21 protein-coding genes and 2 riboswitches are annotated in these 26268 nt (G+C 65.0%); of the genes, 8 read left to right on the plus strand and 13 right to left on the minus strand.

The features are described from left to right. Positions 1 to 125 precede the first annotated feature (125 nt). The 3 genes from GEV39_RS09490 to GEV39_RS09500 are packed head-to-tail and all read left to right on the plus strand — an operon-like array spanning position 126 to position 5734. Entirely contained in the window at positions 126 to 1379 is a 1254-nt protein-coding gene (locus GEV39_RS09490) for a TolC family protein (protein ID WP_173888490.1), read from the plus strand. After that, positions 1372 to 2571 (plus strand): efflux RND transporter periplasmic adaptor subunit, encoded by a 1200-nt coding sequence (locus GEV39_RS09495; protein ID WP_173888492.1) that lies wholly within the window; start codon positions 1372 to 1374, stop codon positions 2569 to 2571. Before GEV39_RS09490 ends, GEV39_RS09495 begins: the two co-directional genes overlap by 8 nt. A 16-nt stretch (positions 2572 to 2587) precedes the next feature. Next, the gene (locus GEV39_RS09500; RefSeq protein WP_173888494.1) at positions 2588 to 5734 is read left to right on the plus strand and encodes an efflux RND transporter permease subunit; all 3147 of its coding nucleotides are present in this window, start codon (positions 2588 to 2590) and stop codon (positions 5732 to 5734) included. 638 nt (positions 5735 to 6372) lie between these two features. Here the strand turns inward: GEV39_RS09500 and GEV39_RS09505 are convergent. From GEV39_RS09505 to GEV39_RS09515, 3 genes are all read right to left on the minus strand, one after another. Further along, positions 6373 to 7710, minus strand: coding sequence for an MFS transporter (locus tag GEV39_RS09505; RefSeq protein WP_173888496.1), 1338 nt, complete (start codon positions 7708 to 7710; stop codon positions 6373 to 6375). A 185-nt stretch (positions 7711 to 7895) separates the two neighbouring features. Further along, positions 7896 to 9467 (minus strand): sensor domain-containing diguanylate cyclase, encoded by a 1572-nt coding sequence (locus GEV39_RS09510; RefSeq protein WP_173888498.1) that lies wholly within the window; start codon positions 9465 to 9467, stop codon positions 7896 to 7898. A 58-nt stretch (positions 9468 to 9525) separates the two neighbouring features. Then, positions 9526 to 10005, minus strand: a complete 480-nt coding sequence (locus GEV39_RS09515; protein WP_173888500.1) for a hypothetical protein — start codon at positions 10003 to 10005, stop codon at positions 9526 to 9528. A gap of 130 nt (positions 10006 to 10135) precedes the next feature. Between GEV39_RS09515 and GEV39_RS09520 the strand changes: the two genes are divergently transcribed. Then, positions 10136 to 10633 (plus strand): GNAT family N-acetyltransferase, encoded by a 498-nt coding sequence (locus GEV39_RS09520; RefSeq protein WP_173888502.1) that lies wholly within the window; start codon positions 10136 to 10138, stop codon positions 10631 to 10633. Positions 10634 to 10674: 41 nt separating this feature from the next. Here the strand turns inward: GEV39_RS09520 and GEV39_RS09525 are convergent, their stop codons facing one another. The 5 genes from GEV39_RS09525 to GEV39_RS09545 all read right to left on the minus strand — a co-directional run bounded on the left by GEV39_RS09525 (position 10675) and on the right by GEV39_RS09545 (position 17254). Then, positions 10675 to 11463: an ABC transporter ATP-binding protein gene (locus GEV39_RS09525; RefSeq protein ID WP_173888504.1), complete on the minus strand. Its 789-nt coding sequence runs from the start codon at positions 11461 to 11463 to the stop codon at positions 10675 to 10677. Beyond that, positions 11460 to 12476, minus strand: a complete 1017-nt coding sequence (locus tag GEV39_RS09530; RefSeq protein ID WP_173891677.1) for a FecCD family ABC transporter permease — start codon at positions 12474 to 12476, stop codon at positions 11460 to 11462. The genes GEV39_RS09525 and GEV39_RS09530 overlap by 4 nt, the downstream gene beginning before the upstream one ends. Then, positions 12476 to 13486, minus strand: a complete 1011-nt coding sequence (locus GEV39_RS09535) for an ABC transporter substrate-binding protein (RefSeq protein ID WP_173888506.1) — start codon at positions 13484 to 13486, stop codon at positions 12476 to 12478. The genes GEV39_RS09530 and GEV39_RS09535 overlap by 1 nt, the downstream gene beginning before the upstream one ends. A gap of 111 nt (positions 13487 to 13597) precedes the next feature. Then, a riboswitch (cobalamin riboswitch) is annotated at positions 13598 to 13795 on the minus strand. A 28-nt stretch (positions 13796 to 13823) separates the two neighbouring features. Further along, on the minus strand, positions 13824 to 14990 hold the full coding sequence (locus GEV39_RS09540; protein WP_173888508.1) for an acetyltransferase domain-containing protein: 1167 nt from the start codon (positions 14988 to 14990) through the stop codon (positions 13824 to 13826). Positions 14991 to 15127: 137 nt separating this feature from the next. Beyond that, entirely contained in the window at positions 15128 to 17254 is a 2127-nt protein-coding gene (locus tag GEV39_RS09545; RefSeq protein ID WP_173888510.1) for a TonB-dependent receptor, read from the minus strand. Positions 17255 to 17365: 111 nt separating this feature from the next. Continuing rightward, positions 17366 to 17573: riboswitch (cobalamin riboswitch) on the minus strand. A 161-nt stretch (positions 17574 to 17734) separates the two neighbouring features. Between GEV39_RS09545 and GEV39_RS09550 the strand changes: the two genes are divergently transcribed. Further along, positions 17735 to 18481 (plus strand): outer membrane beta-barrel protein, encoded by a 747-nt coding sequence (locus tag GEV39_RS09550; RefSeq protein ID WP_173888512.1) that lies wholly within the window; start codon positions 17735 to 17737, stop codon positions 18479 to 18481. Between the two features lie 68 nt (positions 18482 to 18549). Here GEV39_RS09550 and GEV39_RS09555 read toward each other — a convergent pair whose 3' ends face one another. The 3 genes from GEV39_RS09555 to lpxO all read right to left on the minus strand — a co-directional run bounded on the left by GEV39_RS09555 (position 18550) and on the right by lpxO (position 20576). Beyond that, positions 18550 to 19119 (minus strand): GNAT family N-acetyltransferase, encoded by a 570-nt coding sequence (locus tag GEV39_RS09555; protein WP_173888513.1) that lies wholly within the window; start codon positions 19117 to 19119, stop codon positions 18550 to 18552. Positions 19120 to 19194: 75 nt separating this feature from the next. After that, positions 19195 to 19539 (minus strand): carboxymuconolactone decarboxylase family protein, encoded by a 345-nt coding sequence (locus GEV39_RS09560; protein WP_029884982.1) that lies wholly within the window; start codon positions 19537 to 19539, stop codon positions 19195 to 19197. A gap of 137 nt (positions 19540 to 19676) precedes the next feature. After that, positions 19677 to 20576 (minus strand): lipid A hydroxylase LpxO, encoded by a 900-nt coding sequence (gene lpxO, locus GEV39_RS09565; protein ID WP_029884983.1) that lies wholly within the window; start codon positions 20574 to 20576, stop codon positions 19677 to 19679. A gap of 159 nt (positions 20577 to 20735) precedes the next feature. Here lpxO and thpR point away from each other — a divergent pair, with 159 nt between their 5' ends. Then, the gene (thpR, locus tag GEV39_RS09570) at positions 20736 to 21302 is read left to right on the plus strand and encodes an RNA 2',3'-cyclic phosphodiesterase (RefSeq protein WP_173888515.1); all 567 of its coding nucleotides are present in this window, start codon (positions 20736 to 20738) and stop codon (positions 21300 to 21302) included. A gap of 25 nt (positions 21303 to 21327) precedes the next feature. On the opposite strand, the gene GEV39_RS09575 is transcribed toward thpR, so the two are convergent. Further along, on the minus strand, positions 21328 to 22233 hold the full coding sequence (locus tag GEV39_RS09575; protein ID WP_029884985.1) for an AraC family transcriptional regulator: 906 nt from the start codon (positions 22231 to 22233) through the stop codon (positions 21328 to 21330). Between the two features lie 180 nt (positions 22234 to 22413). Between GEV39_RS09575 and calA the strand changes: the two genes are divergently transcribed. Continuing rightward, the gene (gene calA / locus GEV39_RS09580; RefSeq protein WP_173888517.1) at positions 22414 to 23466 is read left to right on the plus strand and encodes a vanillin reductase; all 1053 of its coding nucleotides are present in this window, start codon (positions 22414 to 22416) and stop codon (positions 23464 to 23466) included. A 72-nt stretch (positions 23467 to 23538) separates the two neighbouring features. Here the strand turns inward: calA and GEV39_RS09585 are convergent, their stop codons facing one another. Beyond that, the gene (locus GEV39_RS09585; protein ID WP_173888519.1) at positions 23539 to 24855 is read right to left on the minus strand and encodes a hypothetical protein; all 1317 of its coding nucleotides are present in this window, start codon (positions 24853 to 24855) and stop codon (positions 23539 to 23541) included. Between the two features lie 202 nt (positions 24856 to 25057). On the opposite strand from GEV39_RS09585, the gene GEV39_RS09590 reads away from it, so the two are divergent. Beyond that, positions 25058 to 26257, plus strand: coding sequence for a sugar transporter (locus GEV39_RS09590; RefSeq protein WP_173888521.1), 1200 nt, complete (start codon positions 25058 to 25060; stop codon positions 26255 to 26257). Positions 26258 to 26268 lie beyond the last annotated feature (11 nt).

Below are 26268 nucleotides of genomic sequence, written 5' to 3' on the forward strand. Positions count from 1 at the left end.
TCGCCGCCAAGGCGCACTGGCGCACATGCTGCACGCCTTACAGAATTGTAATTTTCATGCCACCACCCCGATAACCAGCCCTCCCTACAGTCTCTCGCCACCCTTCGTCGACGAGGACCTGTTCCGTGCTTATCCCCCGCAAGTTCGCCTTGCTCTGCCTGCTGCTGGTTGGCGCTACGAGCGCCCACGCCAGCCAGCGCTTGAGCTTGCCCCAGGCGTTGGCCGCCGCTTTTGCCCAGAACCCGGAACTGGCTGCCACCCGTCGCGAAATCGGCATTGCCGACGGCGAATGGCGCCAGGCCAGGTTACTGCCCAACCCCGAGCTGGCGTGGGAGGTGGAGGACACGCGCCGGGAGACCAGCACCACCACCATCACCCTCAGCCAGCCGCTGGAACTGGGCGGCAAGCGCGCTGCACGCATCGCCGCGGCCGGCGTCGGTCAGGCGATCGCCCAGCTTGACCTGGAACGCCAGCGCAATGGCCTGCGTGCCGATGTGGTCCAGGCGTTCCATGCCGCCTTGCGGGCACAGACCGCGCTGGAGCTGGCGCAGCAATCCCAGGCCTTGACCGCCCGCGGGTTGCGGGTGGTGCAGGGGCGGGTCACTGCCGGCCAGTCATCGCCCGTGGAGGCCACCCGCGCCCAGGTGCAACTGGCCCAGGCCGAGGCCTTACTGCGCCGCGCGCAAACCCAGCGTAGCGTGGCCTACCAGGCCCTGGCGCGTTTGACCGGCAGCCCGCTGGCCAGCTTCGACACCTTGCAGGCGGCCAAGCTTTCGCCTGGGGCCGCGCCCAGTACTAACACTTTGCTCGCCCACGTCGAGCAAACGGTCGAGTGGCGCCTGGCCGCCGCCCAGGTCGAGCGTGGCGATGCGGCGTTGGGCACGGAAAAGGCTCAGCGCATTCCCAACCTCACCGTCAGCCTTGGCAGCCAGTACAGCCGCGAAGAGCGCGAGCGGGTGAACGTGGTTGGCCTGTCCATGCCGCTGCCGTTGTTCGACCGAAACCAGGGCAACGTGCTGGCGGCTGCGCGCCGTGCCGACCAGGCGCGTGACTTGCGCAATGCCGTGGCCCTGCGCTTGCGCAGCGAAACCCGCAGCGCGGTCGACCAATGGGCTACGGCCATGCAGGAGGTGGCGGCCTACGACCGCACCATCCTGCCGGCTGCACAGCAAGCCGTGGACACCGCGACCCGTGGTTTCGAAATGGGCAAGTTCGCTTTTCTCGATGTACTCGATGCCCAGCGCACGTTGATCGAGGCCCGTGGCCTGTACCTCGAGGCCCTGGCCTGGGCGGCCGATGCACGCGCGCGGGTCGAGCGTATCTACGGCGACCTCGATGACCTGGGCAACCCAACGATCAGCAGGAGCAGCAATGACTAACCCACGCAAGTTGGCCCTCCTGGCAGCCACCCTGGCCGCATTTGGCCTCGGTGGCCTGGCCTGGACCAGTACGCTCGGCCAGGCAGCCACTGCCCAGCCAGCTGAAGAAAGCCATGCACATGGCGAGGCGAGCGCCGCTGAAGGCCATGCAGAAACAGAGCACGACGTTGACCAAGGGCAGGTGCACCTGTCCATTGCCCAGATCGAGGCTGCCGGTGTGCAGTTGGTTGCTGCCGGGCCGCGTGCGCTGGGTACAGCCATCAGCTTCCCCGGTGAAATCCGTTTTGACGAGGACCGCACCGCCCACGTGGTACCACGGGTGCCGGGTGTGGTCGAGGCGGTCCAGGCCGAATTGGGCCAGGCGGTCAAGCGCGGGCAGGTGCTGGCGGTAATCGCCAGCCAGCAGATCTCTGACCTGCGCAGCGAGCAACAGGCTGCCCAACGCCGCCTTGAGCTGGCGCGCCTGACCTTGCGGCGCGAACAACAGCTGTGGCAGGAGCGCATCAGCGCCGAGCAGGATTACCTGCAGGCGCGCCAGGTGCTGCAGGAGGCCGAAATCGCCTTGGCCAATGCCCGGCAGAAGGTCGCCGCGGTAGGGCCGGCAGGTGCCGGCAACCGCTATGAACTGCGCGCCCCGTTCGACGCCGTGGTCGTGGAGAAACACCTGAGCGTGGGGGAGGTGGTCGACGAGACCAGCAACGCCTTCACCCTGTCTGACCTGAGCCAGGTGTGGGCGACCTTCGCTGTGGCACCGCGTGAGCTGGACAAGGTCCGAACCGGCCGTACGGTCACGGTCAGCGCGCCAGACCTGGGAGCCCAGGTCGAAGGCAAGGTCAATTACGTTGGCAGCCTGCTCGGCGAGCAGAACCGTGCCGCCACCGTCCGTGCCAGCCTGGCGAACCCTGACGGCGCCTGGCGCCCCGGTTTGTTCGTCAATGTTGTGGTCAGCCTCGAGCGGTTCGAGGCTGCGGTAGTGGTGCCTGAAATCGCCCTGCAAAGCCTGGCCGCGCAGACCGTGGTATTTGCCCGTACCGAGCAGGGCTTCGAGGCTCGACCTGTAACCACCGGCCGCCGCGATGCCGGGCAGGTGGAAATCACCAGCGGCCTGGCCGCCGGAACCCAGGTGGCTGCCGCCGGCAGCTTCGTTCTTAAGTCGGAGCTGGGCAAAGGCTCGGCCGAGCACAGCCATTGACCAGGGGGATGCCTGCATGTTCGAACGCCTGATCCAATTTGCCATCGAGCAGCGCTTGGTGGTGATGCTGGCTGTGGTCCTAATGGCCGCGGTGGGCATTCACAGCTACCGGCAGTTGCCGATCGACGCCGTACCGGATATCACCAACGTCCAGGTGCAAATCAACACGGCCGCACCCGGTTACTCGCCCCTGGAGACCGAGCAGCGCATCACCTTCGCCATCGAAACCGCCATGGCCGGCCTGCCCGGGCTGAAGCAGACGCGCTCGCTGTCGCGCTCGGGGCTGTCACAGGTCACGGTGATCTTCGAGGACGGCACCGACCTGTTCTTCGCCCGCCAGTTGGTCAACGAGCGCCTGCAAGTGGCGCGCGAGCAACTGCCCGAGGGCATCGAGGCTGGCATGGGGCCGATCTCCACCGGGCTGGGGGAGATTTTTCTGTGGACGGTGGAAGCCGAAGAGGGGGCGGTGAAGGAAGACGGCACCCCCTACAGCGCAACCGACCTGCGCGTGGTCCAGGACTGGATCATCAAGCCGCAGTTGCGCAACGTGCCTGGGGTGGCGGAGGTGAACAGCATTGGCGGGCACGCGAAGCAGTACCTGATTGCGCCGGATCTCAAGCGCTTGGCGGCTTACAAGCTTACCCTCAACGACCTGATCGCGGCGCTTGAGCGTAACAACGCCAACGTCGGCGCGGGATATATCGAACGTAACGGCGAGCAGTTGCTGATCCGCGCGCCTGGCCAGGTGGCCTCGGCCGATGATATCGCCAACATCGTCATCTCCAGCGCGGGCGGCACGCCGATCCGCGTCAGTCATGTTGCCCACGTAGGCCTTGGCGAGGCGTTGCGCTCGGGGGCGGCGACCGAAAACGGCCGCGAGGTGGTGCTGGGCACGGTGTTCATGTTGATCGGCGAAAACAGCCGCACGGTATCCCAGGCGGTCGCTGCCAAGCTGGTCGAGATCAACCGCAGCCTGCCCGAAGGGGTGTCGGCGGTGACCGTGTACGACCGCACCAACCTGGTGGAAAAGGCCATCGCCACGGTGAAGAAGAACCTGATCGAGGGGGCCATTCTGGTGATCGCTGTGCTGTTCCTGTTCCTGGGGAACATTCGCGCGGCACTGATAACCGCCATGGTCATTCCGTTGTCGATGCTGTTCACCTTCACGGGCATGTTCGCCAACAAGGTCAGCGCCAACCTGATGAGTTTGGGCGCGCTGGATTTCGGCATCATTGTCGACGGCGCGGTGGTGATCGTGGAAAACGCCATTCGCCGCCTGGCGCATGCCCAGCAACGGCATGGCCGCATGCTGACGCGCAGCGAGCGCTTGCACGAGGTGTTCGCCGCCGCCCGTGAAGCACGGCGGCCGCTGATCTACGGGCAGTTGATCATCATGGTGGTGTACCTGCCAATCTTTGCCCTGACCGGGGTCGAAGGCAAGATGTTCCACCCCATGGCCTTCACCGTGGTCATCGCCTTGCTTGGCGCGATGCTCCTTTCGGTAACCTTCGTGCCCGCTGCGATCGCCCTGTTCGTCACCGGCAAGGTCAAGGAAGAAGAGGGCCTGGTAATGCGCACCGCGCGGCAGCGTTATGCGCCGGTGCTGGCCTGGGTGCTGGGCCGGCGCCGGCGTGCATTTGCCGGGGCAGCGGCCTTGGTGCTGTTGTCCGGGGTAATGGCCAGCCGCATGGGCAGTGAATTCATCCCCAGCCTCAGCGAGGGTGACTTTGCCCTGCAGGCCCTGCGTGTGCCGGGCACCAGCCTGTCGCAATCGGTGGACATGCAGCAGCGCCTGGAGCAGGCCATCATCGCCCAGGTGCCCGAGGTGGAGCGGGTGTTCGCCCGTACCGGTACTGCCGAGATCGCTGCCGACCCGATGCCGCCGAACATTTCCGATGCCTACGTGATGCTGCGCCCGCGTGAGCAATGGGTCGACCCCGGTAAGTCACGCGAGGCGCTGATCGCCGAGGTGCAACGCGCCGCCAGCAGTGTTCCCGGCAGCAATTATGAGTTGTCGCAGCCGATCCAGTTACGTTTCAACGAGCTGATTTCCGGTGTGCGCAGTGACGTGGCGGTGAAGCTGTTCGGTGACGACATGCAGGTGCTCAACCGTACTGCCGCACAGATCGCTGGCAGCCTGCAGGGCGTACCGGGGGCGTCCGAGGTGAAGGTCGAGCAGACCACGGGCCTGCCCGTGCTGACCATCGATATCGACCGCGACAAGGCCGCTCGCCATGGCCTGAACGTAGGCGATGTGCAGGATGCCATCGCCACCGCCGTGGGCGGCCGCAAGGCGGGCACCTTGTATGAGGGTGACCGGCGGTTCGACATGGTGGTGCGCCTGTCGGAAAGCTTGCGTACCGACGTCGAGGGGCTGGCCAGCCTGCTGATTCCGGTGCCTGCCAGTGAGGCCGCAGGAACCGGGCAGATCGGCTTCATCCCCCTGTCGCAGGTGGCCACACTCGACCTGCAACTGGGGCCGAACCAGGTCAGCCGCGAAGACGGCAAGCGGGTGGTGGTGGTCAGCGCCAACGTGCGGGGGCGCGACCTGAGCTCGTTCGTGCAGGAGGCCGAGCAGGTATTGCGAGGCCAGGTGCCGATACCGCCTGGGTACTGGACACGATGGGGCGGCCAGTTCGAACAGCTGCAATCGGCGGCCGAGCGCCTGCAAGTGGTGGTGCCGGTGGCCTTGCTGCTGGTCATGGCGTTGCTGTTGATGATGTTCAACAACCTCAGGGATGGCCTGCTGGTGTTCACGGGGATTCCGTTCGCCCTCACAGGGGGCGTCCTGGCCCTGTGGTTGCGCGACATTCCCTTGTCGATTTCCGCTGGCGTGGGCTTCATTGCCCTGTCGGGGGTGGCCGTGCTCAATGGCCTGGTGATGATTGCCTTCATCCGCGGCTTGCGTGAGCAGGGGCGAACGCTGCGTGCGGCGGTCGAGGAGGGCGCGCTGACCCGTTTGCGCCCGGTGCTGATGACCGCGCTGGTGGCGTCACTGGGGTTCATTCCCATGGCCTTGGCGACGGGCACCGGTGCGGAGGTGCAGCGGCCGTTGGCGACCGTGGTGATTGGCGGAATTCTGTCTTCGACTGCCTTGACCTTGCTGGTATTGCCGGCCTTGTACCAATGGGCTTATCGGCGCGAAGAGGCGCAGGAGGGGTAAAGCCCGGGGCCGCTGGGCGGCCCATCGCGACGCACCTACACCCTGCAAGGTGTGCCTGGTGGGAGCAACTGTCTTGCTCAAAATTTGAAAAGCCTGCGCGATTGATAGTGGGAGCGGGCTTGCCCGCGAAGCAGGCGACGCGGTGTCTGGCACCGGCTTCGCCGGTGTTCGCGGGCACGCCCGCTCCCACAGGGCCTGCGCTGGCTTGGAGTTGCCGCCGTACTTGCAGGAGCAACTGTCTTTCTCAATTTGAAAAGCCTGCGCGATTCATTGTGGGAGCGGGCGTGCCCGCGAAGCAGGCGACGCGGTGTCTGGCACCGGCTGCGCCGGTGTTCGCGGGCAAGCCCGCTCCCACAGGGCCTGCGCTGGCTTGGAGTTGCCGCCGTACTTGCAGGAGCAACTGTCTTTCTCAATTTGAAAAGCCTGCGCGATTCATTGTGGGAGCGGGCGTGCCCGCGAAGCAGGCGACGCGGTGTCTGGCATCGGCTGCGCCGGTGTTCGCGGGCAAGCCCGCTCCCACGTGCTCTAGGCACCTGCGGTATTCAGCTTGTCATTCACCGCTTTCACTCCAGCTTCTGGTCCCCTCTCTAGACACAAGCGGCCTTGTGTCGCGATGGGCTGCACAGCAGCCCAGGATCTCAAACCGAGCCGTGAACGCCTTGGCCTACACCCACGGCGTTGGCTTCATCATGCAGCGATATCCGGGAAGTTTCCGGCAACGCCAGCCCGCCGACCAAAGCCACCAACGCAATCACCACCAGGTAGAACGCCGGCGCCAGGCTGCTGCCGGTCTGCCCGATCAGCCAGGTCGCGACCAGCGGCGCGGTGCCACCGAACAGCGTATACGCCACGTTGTAGGTAATGGCTGAAGCGGTGTAGCGGGTCCGGGTCGGGAAGCTCTCCGACAGCAATGCCGCTGTCACCACCCCGCTGCACAGCGCCCCGACCGCCAGCAGAATCACCCCCAGCAGGGCGCCCGGCATCGAGCCGGAGCTGGCCAGCCAGTAGGCCGGGAACACGCACAGCATCACCCACAGGCAGGTGAAGCCGATGGTCTTGCGCCGCCCGAACCGGTCCGACAGCGCCCCCGCCAGCGGGCAGCCGATGGCGGCGAACAGCAGGGCTACGGTGGTGACCAGCAGCGACTGCGCCCGGGTCAGGTTGCCGACCAGTTGCAGGTAGGTGGCGAAGTAGGTGGTGAACATGTAGAACGACAACGCCGTCAGCGAAATGAACGCCCCCAGGTTGCGAATGGCCCGGCCGTGGTGGCGCAGGGTTTCCTTGAGTGGCGAATGCTCGTGCTCCTTGCCCTGGGCCACGGCTTCCCGGAACGCCGGGGTTTCCTCCATGCGCCAGCGCAGGTACAAGCCGACCAGGCCCAGTGGCGCGGCGATCAGGAACGGAATGCGCCAGCCCCAGGCAGCCATGGCTTCGCTGGACAGGCTGGCTTCCAGGCTATAGGCGATCACCGCCGCACAGGCGAATGCGGAAAAGGTCGAAACCGGTACGAAACTGCCGTAGAAGGCTCGCTTGTCGTTGGGCGCGTGCTCCATCAGGTAGGCGCAGGCCCCGGCGTATTCGCCACCGGCAGAAAACCCCTGCAGGCAGCGCGCCAAGGTCAGCAATACCGGCGCGGCCAGGCCGATGCTGGCGTAAGTCGGCAGCAGGCCGATCAGGGTGGTGGAGCCGGCCATCAGCAAAATGGTCAGCGAGAGGATGCGCTTGCGCCCCAGTCGATCGCCGAGGGCGCCGAACACGATACCGCCCAGGGGGCGCAAGGCGAAGGCCACCGCGAACACGGCAAAGGTCTTGAGCAAGGCGACGCTGGGGTCTTCGCTGGCAAAGAACTGGCTGGCGATCAGCGTGGCGAGAAAGCCGTATACGGCAAAGTCGAACCATTCGACGAAGTTGCCGATGGCCGAGGCGGCGATCACCCTGCGCAGGGTGGCGGGGGATACCTCATGAGGTGCGGACATGCGGGGGTCTCCGATTCCATTGGCAGGCATGATGAACGTGGTGCGGTCTGGCCGCCCCATCATTGTTATGCCTGCCAGTAGATAGCCGGGCAGCGCAAGGCGCTTTGTCGAGGACGACCTCGGGATACCTGAATCAACCGCCATCGACACGGCCTGTACCCAGCAGCGCCGCGGGCGCCAGGCAATCAGGCGACAGCGACGCGATTGCGCCCTTCCTGCTTGGCCCGGTACAGCGCCAGGTCAGCCTCGCTCAGCACGGTTTCCGGCTCGCGCCCCGGCTCGCCGTTCCAGTGGGCCACCCCCAGTGACAGGGTCACCGCGCCCACCGGCTGGATCGGCGTTTCCTGCACCGTCACCCGCAGGCGCTCAGCGACCGCGGCGGCCACCTCCAGGCTGGCCCCAGGCAGCAGCATGAGGAACTCTTCACCGCCGGTGCGGCAAAGCAGGTCACCCTCGCGGCAACAGCGGCGCATCAGCTCGGCCAGCCGCTGCAGCACCTGGTCACCGACCACATGCCCATGCTTGTCGTTGACCTGCTTGAAGTGGTCGATATCCAGCACGATGGCTGCAAATGCCCGGCCTTCGGCTTCCAGCAGCGACAGGTTGAGCTCCAGGCTGCGGCGGTTGCCCAGGCCTGTCAGGGGGTCGGTCTGGGCATCGCGGTTGAGCCTGCCGATGCGCGCCTGCAGCAAGTTCAAGCCGAACAGCAAGGCGCGCTTGAGCTCGGCGGCCTCGAAGTACCAGGCCCGCACGCGATGCAAGCGCTCAGCGGTGCCGGGGCGGTCCATCGAGCGGGCGCCTGCAGCCAGTTGCCACAGTGGGCGGGCGATGGTCAGGGCCAGCCACCACAGCAGCACGCAGCCTATCAGTGCCAGCGGCGCTGAAGTACCGATCACGTTCAACACCAGGTGGCTGAGCGGCATCATGGTTTGCGCCAGAGGCTGCTGTGCCACCACGCCCCAGCCGGCGCTGGGCACGGTGGCGAAGCCGGCGACCATCTCTACACCCTGGCTGTTGGTCAGCTGGCGGGTGCCGTTGCCCAGGTTGGTCAGTTGGTCGATCAGGTCATTGCCCTGCACGACGGTCCCCACCCGCTGGCTGTCGGGGTGGTAGAGCAGCCGGCGATTGCGGTCGACCACATACAGGTACGAACCGTCCTTGTAGAAGTGCTCGCCGAGCAGGCGGTTGAGGATGTTGCGTTCCCGCAGGTACAGGCTGCCACCGACGTACCCCAGGTAGCGGCCGTTGGCGTCGACGACCGGTTGCGTCAGCGCCACCACCAGGTTGTGGGCCGCCGACAGGTAGGGTGTCGACACCAGCGCGCGGCGCTCCTGCAATGCCTCCTGCACACCGGGTGATTGCATCCGGGTGCCGACCATGTGGCGTAGCGGGGCGGGGGATATCGCCAGCAGCACGCCATTGGCATCGATCACGAATGTGGAATTGAAGGCCATGCTCTGGCCCAGCACGCGGTCTGTCTCGCGTTGCAGGGCGGCGGGATCGTCCAGATGCCGGCCTTGCTCGCTGGCGCTGTACGCCAGTTGCTGCAAGGCATTACCGATGAATGCATCGGTGATGCTGGCCAGCTTGGCCGCATACACCCGGTTGGCTTCCAGCGCGTGGTCGATCAGCAACTGGCGCTGTACCCGGTAGCTGGCGAAATAGCTGGCGCACAGCATGACCACGGCAGTAAGGGCGCACAGCACCAGAATGAGTGTGCGTAGATCCAGGCGCAGTCCGTGCTTGGCGTGTGGCAATCCTGACCTCGAATGTTCGAATGGGGTTACGAAACGTAAGCGACCGTGCCAGTCGCGCTCATGAACCTGCCTTTTCCAAGGCGTTCAGTTCGTCTTGCACCTGCTGCATACGTTGCTCGGCCAGTGCTTGCACCTTCGGGTCCCGGGCGGTTTCACGCATCAAGCCGGTGAGTTTATCGCTCAGTTGCCGACCGGCATCGGTATCTTCCAGGGCACGGGCCTTGGCCGGGTCCTGGGTGGCCGCGACAATGGTGGCGAACTCGGCGTCGCTGAAGTTCTTGGTGCTGTAGAGGCGGAACAGGTCCTGGCGCTGGTCTTCTACGGTCAGGTGCTTGCGCAGCACATCTTCGATGGTGGCACGCGACAGCCGTGGGTGCTGGCGGCCCAGCAGCCCGGCCATGCGTTCGATGTTGTGGGTGTACGCATCCTGCAGCGGCAGCTGGGCAAGAATCTGCTCTTCACGGGAGGGCTTCTGGTCGCAGGCGGTAACGGCAGCAATCAGCAACAGCGGCAACAGCAACTTCTGGATGCGAGGCATGGCGTGGCCTGGTCGGGCAGTGAAGGCTGCCGATTATAGCGAGGTCAGCCCTGCCGCGACGAGCCCTGCGATTTGCCTTGTACGGCCGGCTGGGTTAGAACCGTGCACCCAACACTCAGGCTTGAACCTTATGCCGGACTGGACTTTGCAACCTGTTCCCCGCGATGCCATTGGCGAAGTGCTGGCGTTTGTCGACAGCGCGCGCCGCGAGCTGTTTCCGGCGCTGGCCCATGCACCATTGCCCCGGGACCTGGCGCATTTCAGCGAAACCTACCTTCAGGGCGAGAGCTGCTTCCTGGAAGCCCGGGTTGGTGAGCGCCTGGTCGGGGTGATCGGCTACCTGCCCTACGACCACCGTTTCGGCCAGCTTGATTATGCTGGCGAGCGCGTAGTTGAAGTGGTGCGCCTGTTCGTGCTGCCGGCGTACCGCAGGCGCGGGCTTGCCGCCGCATTGTTCGGCGCCTTGCGCCAGCAGGCGCTGCAGGCTGGCATCGGTTGGCTCTACCTGCATACCCACCCATTCCTGCCGGGGGCCATCACGTTCTGGGAGCGGCAAGGCTTCGCTGTCGTGGATGTGGAGCCAGACCCGGTCTGGCAAACCACCCACATGCAACTGCGCTTGGGCTGAGCAGGCCAGGCGCCTGGGCTACCCAGGCTTCTGCCGGTAGCTCAGGGGGCGCGAAAGCGCAAGATGCGTGTGCCGTCCCAGGGGTCGGTGAGGTAATGGCCATGAACACCGAAGGTGTGCAGCAGGCACTCGGGCGTCAGTACCTCGAACGGACTGCCGAGGGCGACCAGCCGGCCTTTGTCGAGCACTGCAACGCGGTCGCAGGTCAGCGCCTGGTTGAGGTCGTGCAGGGCCACCAGGGTCGTCACCTGCAGGGCTTGCACCTGTTGCAGCAGGCTTAGCTGGTGCTGGATGTCCAGGTGGTTGGTCGGTTCGTCGAGCAGCAGCACCTGCGGCCGTTGGGCCAGCGCGCGGGCGATATGCACGCGCTGGCGCTCGCCACCGGACAACGACCCCCAAAGGCGAGCGCGCAGGTGCAAGGCGTCGAGGTCGGCCAGTGCCTGCTCGACAATCGCCCGGTCCGCTCTGGAGAACGGCGCAATGGCTGACAGCCACGGCGTGCGGCCCAAGGCGACCGCGTCGAACACATTGATTGCATCGAGGGTGTCGGCCTGCTGTTCAACCAGTGCCAGGCATTGGGCCACACGCCGGCGTGGCATGCCTGCCAGTGGCTCGCCCATCAGCTGCACGCTGCCGCAGGCCGGCGGGCGCAGGCCGGCCAGCACCTTCAGCAGCGAAGACTTGCCTGAGCCGTTGGGGCCGACGATCGCGAGTGTTTCACCCGCCACCAGGTTGAGGTGGATGTCGTGCAGCACGCGTTTACCTGCCAGTTGCAGGCCAAGACCCTGGCAGCTCAGCGGCGCCAGTTGTAATGCAGCCATGACCGTCATGGGCGACCCCGGCGGCTGACCAGTATCAGCGCGAAGACCGGCGCGCCAAGCAGCGCGGTGACCACGCCCACCGGTATGACCTGGCCGCTGATCAGCGTGCGCGACAAGATGTCGGCGGCAATCAGAAACAGTGCCCCGCCCAGTGCACTGGCAGGCAGGAGGCGGCTGTGTCCGGGGCCGAGCAGCAGGCGCAGGGCGTGCGGAATGACCAGCCCGACGAAACCGATGGCGCCGACGATGGACACCATCACGGCCGTTACCAGCGCCGCGCAGCTGATCAGCAGTAACTGGGTGCGCCGCACCGGTATCCCCAGCGAAGCCGCCGAGTCTGCGCCGAAGGTGAGGGCATCCAGCGCGCGGCGATGCCACAGGCACATCAGCAAACCGAACAGTGCCACTGGCACGGCCAGCCATACTGCGGGCCAGCGCACGCCACTGAGGTTGCCCAACAGCCAGAACAGGATGCCCCGTGCCTGCTCGGCGGTGGCCGACTTGGTGATCAGGAATGCCGTCAGGGCATTGAACAGTTGCGACCCGGCGATACCGGCCAGAATCACCTGGGCGTTATTGCTGCCAGGGCCTGCCGCGCGGGCCAGCACCAGCACCAGGGCAAATGCCGCCAGGGCACCGATGAAAGCGCCGGCCGACATGCTCAGAGCAAGGCTGCCCAGGCCCAGCAGGCCAACCAGTACGGCACCGGTCGAAGCGCCGGCGGACAGCCCCAACAGGTAAGGCTCGGCCAGGGGGTTGCGCAGCAGCGCCTGGAGGATCACGCCGCAGGTGGCCAGGCCGGTACCGCAGGCCGCCGCAACCAGTGTGCGGGTCAGGCGATAGTTCCAGATGATCCCGGCATCGATCGGGTCGACCGGATAACCGGCTTGCCACAGCTGGTTGGCCAGCACCTGGCCGACCACGCGCGGTGCCAGGCCGGTTTCGCCAATGGCGGTGCCGGCGAGCAGGGCCGCCAGCAGTGCGGCCACGGCCAGGCCGATACAGGTTGAGAGTCGACTGATCACTGGCTGGCTTTACCGCTGGCAAAAGCGGCCGCCAACGTTTGCACACCTCGGAACAGGCGGATGCCCGCCTGCATGGCGTCGGCGTCGAGGATGATGATGCGGTCGTGCTTCACCGCGTCCATGTTGCGGGTTACCGGATCGCTGCGCAGAAATTCCAGCTTCTTCTGGTAGTCGTCGGCGGGGTAACGCCGGCGGTCCATGCGGGCGATGATCAGCCAGGTGGGGTTGGCCCTGGCCAGGGTTTCCCAACCTACGGTGGGCCATTCCTCGCTGGACTCGACCACGTTGCGCACCCCCAGGGTGCGCAGCATGAAGTCGGCGACCCCTTGGCGGCCCGCGACGTAAGGGTCGATGACCAGGTCGGCGCTGGAGAACCAGAACAGTGCCGAGGTGCCCGACAGGTCCTTGCCTGCCAATTGCGCGCGGGCGCTGTCCAGGCGGCCTTTGAGCTCGGCGTTCAGGGCCACGCCGCGCGCCTGTACATCGAAGATCTCCGCCAGCTGGCTGACGCTCTTGTAGATACTGTCGACCTGGAACGCCTGCAGGCGGGTGCCGTCGGCACCGATCAGGTTGTCCTTGCCTTCACAGTCTGAGGGCAACAGGTAGGTGGGGATGTTCAGTTCAGCGAACTGTTCGCGCGTACCGACCACACCCTGCGGCCCGACCATCCACTCGAACTGCACGGCCACCAGTTGCGGGCGTTGGCCAACCACAGCCTCGAAACTGGGTTCGTTGTCGGCCAGGCGCGGTACCGTGGCGTTCACGGCCTGGTATTCGGGCAACACATTGTTGAACCACAGCGAGCTCGCCGCGAGCTTGTCACCCAGGCCCAGGGCATAGAGCATTTCGGTGCCGGCCTGGCCGATGGTCACGGCGCGCTGCGGGGCCTGGGCAAAGGTCTGCGGCTTACCGCAGTTGTCCACCGTCAGCGGGTACTGGGTGGCGGCGGCCTGGGCCAGGCCGCTGAAGCTGAGGCCGGCAAGCAGGGTGGCGAAGCGGGGCAGCATGCTGGGCGATCTCCTATCGGACAGTTCACGGAATGAACGCACGGACAGACATCACCGCGCCCTCGCCAGCGGCAAAGGCAACACAGGTGGCCAATCCCGGGCACCCCGCCGGTTGGTGAATGTAGGCCGGCAGGTCTCCTGACTGGTGCGTCACGGCCCGGCTCCGGCCTTCCCGGGTAGTACACCCAGTGGCGTCGATGGAGCAGGCTCGGCACTTACAGTTGCGGGGGCAGTTCCGTTTGGCCCGTGTTGGCGGGCCGGGGATTCCCTATTGATTCCGTGATGGAAACCGGCGGCCCGCATGGTAGACCATCGCGCCGCCGGGTGAAAACGCTTTTCAGAAGTACTTCAGCCAGCGGAGGTCGCGCCGCCGCTGTTTCAGCCGGGCGAACGCGTGCACCGGCCGGTACAGCGCAGCCGCCAGCAACAGCGCCACGCACCATACCGCAGCCACGCCGTCGAAGCCGAAGTGGCTGCCGTGGTTGGGGCCGAACAGCGCCACGCAGGCCAGGTACAGCAGCTTCAGCACATACAGGTGCAGCAGGTAGAGGAACATCGGCGCTGCGCCGAACACCGCCAGGGCGCTGATCCAGCGGGCCTGGCCTGCGCGCTCGAATGCGCGCAGCAACAGTAGGCCGCAGCCCAGGGTCAGTGCCAGGAACACCAGCGAAGGCGGGTACTTGGTGAGGTTGAAGAAGCTCATCAGGGTTTGTGTGAACGTGGGGTAGTCGCGCCACGCGGCTTCGCCGTAGCCGTTGAGCACGCGCACCACGAAAAAGCCCAGTAGCGCCAGCAGCCCGCCAAACAGCAGGCACCGCTGACGTGGCCCGGCCTGGCTGCCGCGGGCGAACCATGGCCCAAGGCAGTAGCCCAGGGCGATCACCCCGATCCACGGCAGTACCGGGTAGGACGTGCGCAGCCGCAGCGTGTCGGACAACATCAGCCAGCCGCGGTCATGCAGAATCGCCCAGGGCACGTGGAGAGCGGACTCCGGGGCAAAGTGAAGGCTGTCGAGCAGGTTGTGCCCGGCAATGATGACGGCACTCAGGCCGAGCAGCGCCGGGCGTGGCAGCCACACCAGCAACGACAGGGCGAGCATGCTGATGCCGATGGCCCAGATCACCTGCAGGTAGATCACCGTGGGCGGCAGCTGGAACGTCCAGGCAAAGTTGACCAGGGTGAACTCCAGCGCTACCAGAAACAGCCCGCGCTTGAACAGGAACGCCGCGACATCGCCACGGCCCTGATGCTTTTCGCCATACAGCCAGGCCGAGAGCCCGGTCAGCAGCACGAACACCGGCGCGCACAGGTGCGCCAGGGTACGGCTGGCGAACAGTGCCGGCTCGGTGGTATCGATGGCCATCGGGTCGCTGACCTGGCGGTGCAGGAAGAAGGTTTCGCGCACGTGGTCCAGGAGCATGAACAGGATTACCAGACCGCGCAGGGCGTCGATGCTCTGCAGGCGCTGGTTGAGTTGGGTGGGGCTGGGGCTGGCGCTTGTCATGGAGGGTCGCTGGTGAAAGAAAGCCTGAATGAAATGTTATGTTATATCCATATAGCCGTGAACGGGTAGGTTTTTTGCTCAGCGCCGGGTTGGCTTGTCGCGGTGAAGCTGCGCTACGCCAACCCGGGCTGTTCACTTCAGAAGCTGTAGTCCAGCGTTGCAAAGTAGGAGCGTGGCGTTCCCATCAGCCATTGCTGGCCGCTGAACGCCGCCTGCACATATTCGCGGTCGAACAGGTTGTTCACCTGCAACCCCAGTTTCACCTGCGGCAGAACCTGCCAGCCGATCGTGGCGTCGACCACGGTATAGCCTGGGGCGCTCTGGGTATTGGCGTTATCGGCGTAACGTTCATCCACATAGCGCGCGCCCACCCCCACCTCGATCTGCTGGCCAATACCTTTGCTCAGCCACAGGTTGGCGGTGCGCCGAGGCACGTTGGCCGGGCGGTTGCCGGCACGGTCCTGCACCGCTGCGCCCACCTGTTCGTCAAACGCGTCATACCGGGCGCGCAGCAGCGCTGCGTTGGCTGACACCCGCCACTGGTGGGCCAGTGCCAGTTCCATGGTTGCCTCCAGCCCGTCCGACGTCTGCTGGCCAGCTTGTTGAGACTCGTGCGTAAGGGGATCGGCTACCAGCAGCTTCTGCTTGACGATGTGGTAGGCCGCCAAGGTCCATTCACCACGCCCGTCCCAGAAACGGTGCTTGAGGCCCACCTCGGTCTGTTTCGCCTTGGTCAGGTCGTAGTGCATCTGGCCGGGGCTGAGGCTGATCAGGTTGTTGACCCCATCCTCGCTGGTGGCGTACTGGCCATACAGCGACAGCGCGTCACTGAGTGCATACACCAGCCCCGCACGCCAGTTGCCACCTTGCAGGCTGCGGTCGCTGCGGCTGGCATTGGTCAGGTTGTCGCGGTCGATGTGGTGCTGGTCGCGGCGCACCCCGGTCACCAGCGACAGGCGCTCAGTGAGTTGCAGGCGGTTTTCGCCGAACAGGGCAAAGGTATGGGTGGTGGACAGGCTTTGCGGGCGCAGCGGCGAGCTGCTGTGGAATACGCCCGGCTGCGGCTGCCACGGGTCGATGTAGTCCCCGCCGACATCGTTGTAGGGGCTATTGCTGTCGACGTTGAAGCGCACCTTGTTGTATTCGGCGCCGAGCACGGTTCTGCTGGCCAGGCCGAACAGCGAATGGTCGAGGGTGAAGGTCTGGCGGTCGCCGAACTGCTCCTGGTCGTGCTTGATTTCGAGGTAGCTGCCGCGCAGCAGCTGCTGGCGCCCGGCGTCCCATTCATACTGCTCGGCGTTGCGCCAATGGCGGCGGCTACTGATGTAGTACAGCTGGTTGCTGGCGCTGAGGTGGTCGTTGAGTGCCCAGTCGGTGGTCAGGCGGGTCCACTGGTCGTCGTAGCGCTGCACGTCGTTCTGCAGGTTGTAGTTTTTCTTGCGCAGGCTGCTGCGGTAATGGCCGTCGATCAGCGGCGTGCCGTAGTAGTTGGCAGGCTGCGCCGCACCGCGCTCATGGGCCAGGGTAAAACTGAGGTCGTCACTGGCATCGAAGCGCAGGGCCGCGCTGAGCGCCAGGCTGCGTGAGGGGGTGCGGTCCACCCAGCCATTGCCGGCTTGCTGGTTCAGCGTCAGGCGATAGCTCAGGCGCTCGCTGAGGCTGCCACCGCTGTCCAGGCCGAGTTGCTGGCGGTCCCAGCTGCCATACCCAAGCCGCAGCTGGTTGCGCACCGTACCGGCAACCGGTTTTTTCGGGATGACGTTGACCACCGCGCCGGTGGCGCCTTCGCCGTAGAGTACCGATGCCGGGCCGCGAAGCACGTCGATACCTTCGACCATCCACGGGTCGACCGGGAAGGTCTGGGTGCCGGCTCCGGTGAACAGGCGGGCGCCGTCGAACAAGGTCATGACCGAGCCGTGCCCGGCAAAGCCACGGGCGGACAGGCCGGTGCCACCGTCGCCGGGGGAGCCGATGAAGGTAATGCCCGGCGAGCGGGTTACGGCGTCCTGCACGGTCAGGTTGTTGCGCTGCTGAAGCTGCTCGGTGCTGATGCTGCTGGTACTGGCTGGCGTTTCCAAAGCGCTGAGTCCCAGGCGCGAGCCAGCCTGGGTCGGCGTGGCCAAGTCGCTGGCGTGGCTATCGAGGGTGTCGGTGATGGCCGTGGAGGGCAATGGCAGGGGCTGCGGGCCGCGCTCATCGGCCAGGGCCGGAAGCGTGACGGCCAGGAAGGCCGCCAGGGGGTGAAGCTTGAACATACGGGACATGTCGTTCCACTGCTGCAGGAATGAATGGATCCCGGTGGAAAACACGCAAAGGAGGGCTCCGTACAGGCAGGCGCGCGCACGGATACCGGCCTGCGCCCGCCCACCGCGGGGTGCCAAGTGAAGCTTCAGGCCGGTCTCCGGGCTTGCGAGGGGCATGAAACCTTCACCTTCCCATGCCTGAGCACAGTGGTATCTCGAAGGGTTCGCTCACTTACCGTTGCGGGGGCAGCGCCGGACTTGTCGTGATAAACACGATGCACCGGCTTCCCGTTTCACCCTGCGCGCGGCGGCGCAGGGCACCTGAAACTGGCGCGCATCTGAGCACCTGGCGGTGCCGTCGTCAACCTTGAACATGGCTGGGTAGCGTGTGACGGGCAACGGACTTTGGATAGATTGCGCAGGTTATTTCGAACTTTGGCGGCTGACATCAATCCCGATAAGAGCTTGCGATTCGTTTAACTGTCAAGGAGACATCACGGCATGTTCAGTCACAACCTGCTGCGCCACACCTGCCTATTGGCCCTTATGGGCTGCCCGCTGGCAGTCACCGCTGCACCCAGTACCGAGCCATTGTTCACAGTTGGCATACTCGGCGCTTACGATGAATTCAAGTTCGAGGGTGGCCGAGAAACACAGACCGAACACGTGGATGAAGGCGGGATCTTTGCCAACTTCGGCAACAAGATGACTGCGGAGTCCGGCTTCATCTACCAGGTAGGGGCCGAGGGCAAGTATGCCGAACGGCATGACAACAAACTCAAAGAGGGTCAGGCAGGTCTGGACCTGGGTTGGCGTGCGGCGGTGGATGCGCGTAATTTCGTCGATGTGATCGTGGGCGGTGGCTACATGTGGTCACGCTTGGAGACCGAACACCGCCGAATCGAAACCGAGCTGACGTACAAAGCGCCTTTTGCCAAGGCAGCGCTGGGTTACAACCACCAGTTCGACTCGGCTACCCTGCGCATGGAAGCAGGGGTTCGGCGCACGCTCAATGGTGAGGTCGACCTGGATGTCCGGCACTATGGGAGTGACGATGCGGACATGCAAGACCGTACCAACCCCTACGCCGAGTTCACGCTGCTGATGAACCAGCAAGGCAACCTGCCCATCCAGGCCAGCGTGTACTACACCCGCACCAAATACCAGCTTGACGACCAGACGTTACTGGCCGACAACACCGCGCTCAAGCGCGAGGAGTACGGTTTCAAGCTAGGCCTGGCTTTCTGAGCACAGTGGGTCAACCAGGCCGCCCTCTTTGCGGGTGAACGCGAAGAGGTCAGCCTCGCTTCGACCCCTCAGCGCCCACGCCGCCGCGAAACCCGAGCTTCGATATTCTTGCGCCCGATCAGCAGCGGCGGCTTTTCTGCCACTGGCTCATCGGCCAGCCACTTGTACATCACCAGGCAGTCCACCAGCCCCAGCCGGGCATGGCGATAGGCCTTGGGCAAGCGGCCAACCGTTTCGAACCCCAGCTTGTGCCACAGGGCGACTGCCACTTCATTGGTGGCGACCACCGAGTTGAACTGCAGGGCCAGAAAGCCTTCCTGGCGCGCCAGTTTCTGCGAGTGCTCGCACATCAACCTGGCCAAGCCGCGCCCGCGCGCTTGGGCGCAGACCATGTAGCCGCAATTGCCGACATGCGCACCGGGCCCGGCCGCATTGGGCTTGAGGTAGTACGAGCCCAGCAGTTGACCCTCTTCTTCGGCCAGCAATGTGCGCAAAGGCAGCTCCAGCCACAGGTGGCGGGCCTGTTCAAAGCTCAGGGCCGGGTCGTAGGCGTAGGTTTCGCAGGCCTGGACAGTGGCCTGGAAGGTGGGCCAGAAGCGCTCGAAGTCGTCGGCCGTCATGGGGCGTATGTGGATCATGCGGGTTCCTGCGCGGGTTCAGCCGCACAGTCTGCGGGGCACGGCGCCGTCGCGCAAGGGCGGCGCCGTTAGGTTTTAACCGTTGGCCTTGCCCACGGCATCCAGGGCCCTGGCCGAGTAGACCAGCGCGGCACCCGCGTTCATCGCCACCGCCACACCCAACGCCTCGGCAATCTCCTCACGGGTGGCGCCATGCTTCACCGCTTGCTGCGAATGCACGGCGATACAGCCGTCGCAACGGGTGGTTACCGCCACGGCCAGGGAGATCAGTTCGCGGGTCTTGGCGTCCAGATGCCCGGTTTTGGCCCCGGCGCCGCTGGCGGTCATGTAGCCGGCCACGGTGTCGGGGGAAAGTTGCTTCAGATCGCCGATGCCGGCCATCAATTGCTTTCGGTAGGCATCCCAGTCCATCATGCTCATCGTGGTCACCTTGGGGTGGTTGCGAATGGAGCTTTCAGGCTAGTCGACGCGCGGCGAACGTGCGGCTTGTACTTTGGTGCATGCCCAGTCATGCCTTTGGCTACACCATCTGCACAGGCCGCTGGCAACACACGGGCTCAGATGTAGATGAACACCAGCAGCAATGCTGCAACCACCGCCCACTTCTCCAGGTAGTAGCGCGTGCGATTGCGCTTTTTCAACGCCTTGCCGCGTTCCCGGATCTTGTAGATACGGGTGAACAGCCGGTTGATGCCGCCGGTCTTGTCTCCGGCGGTGTTGGGGGCTGCGGCAGCCGCCATGACATTGCGGCTGAACCAGCGGTTGAAGGCGCTGGCCCAGCGGTACTTGAGCGGGCGTTCGACATCGCAGAACAGAATGATGCGGTTGTGCTCGGTATTGTTGGCCGCGTAGTGGATGTAGGTTTCATCGAAAACCACCCCTTCACCGTCGCGCCAGGAGTATTTCTCGCCGTCTACATCGATGTAGCAGGCGTCGTCGTTCGGTGTGTCCAGGCCCAGGTGGTAGCGGTAGGAGCCGGCATACGGGTCACGGTGGCGCACCAGCTTGGCCCCCGGTGGCAGGGTAGCGAACATCGCCGCCTTGACCGTGCCGATGCCTTGCAGCAGTTCGGTGGTGCGTGGGCACAGGGCCATTGCCGACGGGTGGCTTTCGCCGTACCACTTCAGGTAAAAGCGCTTCCAGCCGGTTTTGAAGAACGAGTTGAAGCCCACGTCGTCGTAGTTGTCGGACTTCTTGATTTCGCCTACCTGCAGCAGTTGCCGGCCTTCTTCGCGAATTTCCTGCCAGTGCTCCTGCAGCGGTTTCAGTTCGGGAAAGGCCTCGACGGGCAGGTACGGCTTGGCCGGGTGTTTGGAAAACAGGTACAGAAAACTGTTGATCGGGGCCAAAAAGCTGGAGTGGTCGCCCAGTTGGCGGGTCAGCTTGTGACGGACCCGACCGCGCAGGTGAACGTACGCGATCGAGAGAACGAAGAGGAGGACGAGTGCAATTTTCATGGACGGTTACTTGTCGAAAATAAGGCCATGCGCCATGGCATAAGCCCGCCAGCATAAACAATCATGTGGGCAGTTTGTACTTATTGTTACGAAACCGTGGGCCGACATTGGTGTAATGCCCTACAGTCGTGCGCAAACGTTTCATGCCCAGGAGTCACCATGGTTCATGATGTACGCCCCAGCGGCAGCCCGTTCAAGCGGTTGTTTTTCGCCCTGCCGGTCAGCGATGTCCAGCGCAGGGCCCTGGCCCAGTTCCGTCGCGGCCTGAACCTGCGCAGCGGCAAACCGGTGCCGGCGGCCAACTTTCATGTCACGTTGCTGTTCCTGGGCGATGTGGATGCCGCCCTGGTGCCGGCGATTTGTGCGGCGGTCGATCACCTGGCGCTGCCGGGCAGGGCACCCCGGTTGACACTTGACCGCTTGCAGGTGTGGCAGCGCTCCAGCGCCCTGGTACTGGAGGCGCAGCAGGTGCCAGCAGCGCTGATGCGCCTGGTGTGCGGCCTGCAGCAGGCGCTGCTGCCTTTTGCCGGGCAAGCTGCCAAGCGCGACTACCGCCCCCACCTGACGCTTGCCAGGGATTTTCGGGGCCACTTGCCAGAGGCCGGCAGTGCGCCGGCGTTTTTCCTCGGCGCCCCGCACTTCACGTTGTATGAATCGCGCAAGGGCGCCTACTGGCCGTTGGCGCAATGGCCACTGGCGGCCTCCAGTGCCACGCCTGGTGGCTGACGGGTGATTGCCCGCCGCCCTTCAGTCAAACCGGCAAGCTCTGGTAAGGCAGTTCATCCCCTGGGCTGCGTTCGAACTGGCGCTTGTATTCGCGGCTGAACTGCGACGTGCTCTGGTAGCCCACCCGGTGCGCCGTCTGTGCAACACCCAGGCCTTCGCCGATCAGCATTTGCTGGGCTTTGAGCAACCGCAGGCGTTTGAGGTATTGCATGGGCGCCATGTCGGTGCAGCGCTTGAAGTGTTCGTGGAAGGTCGACACACTCATGTTGGCCCGTGCCGCCAGCGCCTCCACGCTCAGGGGCTCGCTGTAGTGCTCGCGCAAGTGGGCGAGGGCAGCGCCGATGCGGGCAAAGTGCCCTTGTTGTTCCACCAGCGCCCGCAATACCCCAGCCTGCGGGCCGCGCAGCGCGGTGTAAAGCACTTCACGCACCCTCGCCGGGCCCAGGACCTTGGCATCCAGTGGGTCCTGCAGGCACTGCAGCAGGCGCTCCACACTGTCGCGCATGGGCGCATCCAGTGCTGCGGAAGTCATCGATTGCGGTGTTTGCGCCTGCACGGCAGGGTCTGGCGCCAGGTCCATGCTTTGTACCAGTTCACCCAGCACGCCACGGTCGATGTCCACCGCCACGCCCAACAGCGGCGCCTCGCGGGTGGCGAAGGTTTCACACATGAAGGGCACTGACAACGCCTGCACCAGGTAGTGGCCAGCACCGTATTCGAGGGTGCGTGGCCCCAGGCGTGCCAGCTTGCTGCCCTGGGCCAGGATCATCAGGCTGGGCTCGTAGATTTGCGGGCTGCTGGCGACATAGTGGTCCCAACTCAGTACCTGCACCTGAGGCAGGTGCGTAGGCACGAAGCCCGGGCGCGTGGCCAGGCAGCGGATCAGGGCGCAGAGGGGCGCGTTGGCATCGACGTGGCGGGTCAGTTGCATGATGAACCAGGGCAGAGGATCAGACAGCCTAATGATCGCAGATTGACGGTATCGCGCCAGTAGCATAAGGGCAGGTTCGGAGAATCAGGCATGCATGCCGGAGAATCTGCCGTGGGCGTGGGGGCGAATGGGGGGCACAATTCCATCACTGAATCGTTTCACTCTACAGCGAGGTCCAGCATGTATACCGCTATCGGTTACGCCGCCCAAACCCCTACCAGCCCCCTGGCCCCCATGACTTTCGAGCGCCGCAGCCCGCGCCCAGACGATGTCGCCATCGAGATCCTGTACTGTGGCGTGTGCCACTCCGACATCCACCAGGCGCGCAACGAATGGGGCATTGCCGTATACCCGCTGATGCCTGGCCACGAAATCATCGGCCGCGTCACCGCCACGGGCGAACAGGTTACCGCCTACAAGGTAGGTGACCTGGTCGGCGTGGGTTGCATGGTCGACTCCTGCCGCCACTGCGAGGCGTGCGCCAAGGACCTGGAACAATACTGCCAGGAAGGCCCGACCATGACCTACGCCACCCCGGACCGGGTCGACGGCAGCAACACCATGGGCGGTTACTCCAGCAGCATCGTGGTCAGCGAGCACTTCGTGCTGCGCATTCCGGCCGGCATGGACCTGCCCAGCGCCGCGCCGATCCTGTGCGCCGGCATCACCACCTATTCGCCGCTCAAGCACCACGGTGTCGGCCCGGGCCACAAGGTCGGCATCCTGGGCATGGGCGGGCTGGGCCACATGGGCATCAAGCTGGCGAAGGCGCTGGGCGCAGAAGTGACCTTGTTCACCCGCTCCCAGGCCAAGGCCGAAGAAGCGCGGCGCCAGGGCGCCGACCATGTGATCGTGTCCACCGATGCCGAGCAGATGCGCGCTGCGGCCGACCGTTTCGATTTCCTGCTCGATACCATTCCGGTGCAGCACGACCTGAACCCGTACCTGGAAACGCTGAAGTTCGACGGGGTGCACATTCTGGTCGGCCTTATCGAACCGATCGACCCGGCCGTGCATGCGGCCAACCTGGTCATGAAGCGTCGGGTGCTGGCGGGGTCGTTGATTGGCGGTATCGCCGAGACCCAGGAAGTGCTGGACTTCTGCGCCGAACACGATATCCGTTGCGATATCGAGATGCTGGATATCCGCAATATCAACCAGGCGTATGAGCGCATGATCGCCGGTGATGTGAAATACCGGTTCGTGATCGACATGGCCACGCTGCAGGCCTGATCGGGGCCTGCGTCGGCCGCTTGGCGGGCAAGCCGCGAAGCGACCGGCGCTGGCCTGCCGGGGCAGGCTTGGCTACCAGGCCAGCGGTTTGTCCCAGCCCTTCCAGAACAGCCACCGGCGCACCTCCCCATGCGCGCCGGTACCGATCTGCCACGCCGGCCGGCCGCTGTCCAGGGCAATCTCCGCCACAATCCCGGCATGGCTGGCGGCCACCAGGGTACGCCCGTCGGCGCTGATGTCCATGGCGCTGATGGTCGAGCCCAGGTAGTGCTGCCAATGCTCCTGGCCATCTTCGCCAAAGGCCCGCAGGTAGCCGTAGGCATCACCGATGATGTATTCGCCAGTGCGGGCCGCCCCGGCATAGACACGCGCGCCATCCTGCACCAGTGGGGTGCGCGGGTCCTGGCTGTAGTAATCGGTGCGCAGCCCCGGCAGGTCGGCTACCCGTACCGCCAGCGTGGCACCGCTGTAGAAGTGGCAGGCGTTGAGGATCAACTGGTTACCCCGCTGGTTGAACAGCGCGAAATGCGGGTATTCGCTGCCGGGACCAATCTCGGCCACCAACCTGAGCCGGTCGTCCAGCACCAGGTGCCGGCTGCCTTGCTCACCCACCACGACCCAGCGGCCATCCGCCGACACCGTGCCGTGCTCCATGCTCAGCCCGAGGCTGATGTCTTCCGGCTCGGTGCCTTCGGCCAGGGCGTCGAGTACCCGCGCCTGGTGCGGCAGCAGGCGGGTTGCGCCGTCGCTGGCCAACACGAAGGTGCCATCGGCACTGACCAGCAGTACGCGTTGGCCGTCCGGGAAGGGGATCAAAGCGGTGGGCGCGGGTGGCAGGTCGAACGGCTCGAACGGGTAGCCGGCCGGCAACCCTTCCAGGCCGGTCGGCCAGGCCAGGCGCTGTACCTGTGGGCCGCCCCAGCCAGCGGTCACCCGGACGCCTTCGGCATTGCCCAGGGCAAAGTAGCGGCGGGCCGGGCAGCGGCCGAAGTACTCGACGCCGATCACCGGGGTGACCCCATGGCGATCGATACGCAGCACCTGGCCTTTGTCGTGCGGCATGCCGATGCGCGCCAGCAGGCTACCGTCGTCCAGCAGCAGGACATTGCTGATGCCCTGGCCATGCTTGTCGAGCAACGGCACCAGCGGTTGGTGGGCAGGCGGCCAGGCTTCGCGGAAGGTTTGGCGCTGCTGCTCACTGCAGCCCGGGCGGTTGGCTGCCTGCAGCGCCGCCAGCCAGGCGTCGAGCAGGTGTTCCGTGGCGGGCACTTGTGGCGCTTGAAGGTTGTCCCAGCCTTGGGCACGGCCTTGTGCGACGTAGTCGTTGACGGCCTGGGCATAGGCGATGACCGCCTGCTGCCATTGCTGCTGGGGGTACTGCTTATCCATGAGTGGGGCGGGCTCCTTGCTGCAACGTGTTTCACTTCAAGCGCGCATGGTACTCCTTATGCCCGACTTGCGGTTGTTAGCCCCGGGTGTGACGCGTACCATGCCGGCATTCCTATTCATGACAATGCGTACGTCGGCAAGCCCGTAAAGCGGGGCGCTGGCGCGCGACCTGTTGCTTTTTCGCGGAGACTCTCTTTCTACAATGAACGGACCTGTACCCAGCCACCTGCCACCCGGCACGGGCAGCGGCAGTTGGCTTAGCGTCATCGCCTTGGCCCTGGCGGCCTTCATTTTCAATACCACCGAATTCGTCCCGGTGGCGCTGCTCAGTGACATTGGCCGCAGCTTCGAGATGAGCACTGCCCAGGTCGGCCTGATGCTGACCATCTATGCCTGGGTGGTGGCGCTGGCCTCTCTGCCGATGATGCTGCTGACCCGCAACATCGAACGGCGGCGCTTGCTGTTGTTGGTGTTTATGGTGTTCATCGTCAGCCATTTGTTGTCCTGGCTGTCGCAGAGCTTCGCCATGCTGCTGGTCAGTCGCATCGGCATTGCCCTGGCGCATGCGGTGTTCTGGGCCATTACCGCTTCGCTGGCGGTGCGCGTGGCGCCGCCGGGGCAGCAGGCCAAGGCGTTGGGCCTGTTGGCCACCGGCACCACCCTGGCCATGGTGCTTGGCATCCCGCTCGGGCGTGTGGTGGGGGAGGCGCTGGGCTGGCGCATCACCTTCCTGAGCATTGCCGGTGTGGCGCTGGTGACCATGTTGTGCCTGATGAAGTCGTTGCCGCTGCTGCCCAGCCAGAACTCCGGCTCGCTACGCAGCCTGCCGGTCCTGTTCAGGCGCCCGGCGCTGGTCATCACCTACCTGCTGGTGACCCTGGTGATTACTGCGCAATTCACCGCATACAGCTATATCGAGCCATTCGCTCTGCACGTGGCGCAGATCGGCGGCGAGCGCACCACGCTGTTGCTGTTGCTGTTCGGGGGTGCAGGGGTACTGGGTTCAGTGTTGTTCAGCCGCTACAGCGAGCGCTTCGCGCAGGGTTTCCTGCTGGGCTCGATGGGGGTGCTGGCGGCGTGCCTATTGTTGCTGTTGCCTCTGTCAGGCAACTTCTACGTGTTTGCGGGGCTGAGCATGTTGTGGGGGGTAGCGATCCTCAGCTTCAGCCTGGCGTTGCAGTCCAAGACGTTGAAGCTGGCGTCTGATGCGACCGACGTGGCGATGGCGCTGTTCTCGGGTATCTACAACATCGGCATTGGGGGCGGGGCACTGTTGGGCAGCATTGTCAGCAGCCGGCTGGATGTGGCGTACATCGGCCTGGTAGGCGGTAGTGTGGCGGTGGTCGCGTTGTTGCTGGCAGTGGCCAGCACCCGGCGCTTGCGAGAGGCGTTACCGCACTGACCGGTCAGGCC

This window comes from Pseudomonas sp. NY5710, assembly GCF_013305665.1.
In the GTDB taxonomy this organism is placed as follows: Bacteria; Pseudomonadota; Gammaproteobacteria; order Pseudomonadales; family Pseudomonadaceae; genus Aquipseudomonas; species Aquipseudomonas juntendi.

Excerpts from the sequence above, each read along its gene's own strand:
- GEV39_RS09550 (WP_173888512.1), top strand. The coding sequence starts at position 17,735 with ATGTTCAGTCACAACCTGCTGCGCCACACCTGCCTATTGGCCCTTATG.
- GEV39_RS09525 (WP_173888504.1), bottom strand. The coding sequence starts at position 11,463 with ATGACGGTCATGGCTGCATTACAACTGGCGCCGCTGAGCTGCCAGGGT.
- GEV39_RS09590 (WP_173888521.1), top strand. The coding sequence starts at position 25,058 with ATGAACGGACCTGTACCCAGCCACCTGCCACCCGGCACGGGCAGCGGC.
- GEV39_RS09505 (WP_173888496.1), bottom strand. The coding sequence starts at position 7,710 with ATGTCCGCACCTCATGAGGTATCCCCCGCCACCCTGCGCAGGGTGATC.
- lpxO (WP_029884983.1), bottom strand. The coding sequence starts at position 20,576 with ATGAAAATTGCACTCGTCCTCCTCTTCGTTCTCTCGATCGCGTACGTT.
- GEV39_RS09535 (WP_173888506.1), bottom strand. The coding sequence starts at position 13,486 with ATGCTGCCCCGCTTCGCCACCCTGCTTGCCGGCCTCAGCTTCAGCGGC.
- GEV39_RS09560 (WP_029884982.1), bottom strand. The coding sequence starts at position 19,539 with ATGAGCATGATGGACTGGGATGCCTACCGAAAGCAATTGATGGCCGGC.
- GEV39_RS09495 (WP_173888492.1), top strand. The coding sequence starts at position 1,372 with ATGACTAACCCACGCAAGTTGGCCCTCCTGGCAGCCACCCTGGCCGCA.
- GEV39_RS09515 (WP_173888500.1), bottom strand. The coding sequence starts at position 10,005 with ATGCCTCGCATCCAGAAGTTGCTGTTGCCGCTGTTGCTGATTGCTGCC.
- GEV39_RS09545 (WP_173888510.1), bottom strand. The coding sequence starts at position 17,254 with ATGTCCCGTATGTTCAAGCTTCACCCCCTGGCGGCCTTCCTGGCCGTC.
- calA (WP_173888517.1), top strand. The coding sequence starts at position 22,414 with ATGTATACCGCTATCGGTTACGCCGCCCAAACCCCTACCAGCCCCCTG.
- GEV39_RS09540 (WP_173888508.1), bottom strand. The coding sequence starts at position 14,990 with ATGACAAGCGCCAGCCCCAGCCCCACCCAACTCAACCAGCGCCTGCAG.
- GEV39_RS09575 (WP_029884985.1), bottom strand. The coding sequence starts at position 22,233 with ATGCAACTGACCCGCCACGTCGATGCCAACGCGCCCCTCTGCGCCCTG.
- thpR (WP_173888515.1), top strand. The coding sequence starts at position 20,736 with ATGGTTCATGATGTACGCCCCAGCGGCAGCCCGTTCAAGCGGTTGTTT.
- GEV39_RS09585 (WP_173888519.1), bottom strand. The coding sequence starts at position 24,855 with ATGGATAAGCAGTACCCCCAGCAGCAATGGCAGCAGGCGGTCATCGCC.
- GEV39_RS09555 (WP_173888513.1), bottom strand. The coding sequence starts at position 19,119 with ATGATCCACATACGCCCCATGACGGCCGACGACTTCGAGCGCTTCTGG.
- GEV39_RS09500 (WP_173888494.1), top strand. The coding sequence starts at position 2,588 with ATGTTCGAACGCCTGATCCAATTTGCCATCGAGCAGCGCTTGGTGGTG.
- GEV39_RS09520 (WP_173888502.1), top strand. The coding sequence starts at position 10,136 with ATGCCGGACTGGACTTTGCAACCTGTTCCCCGCGATGCCATTGGCGAA.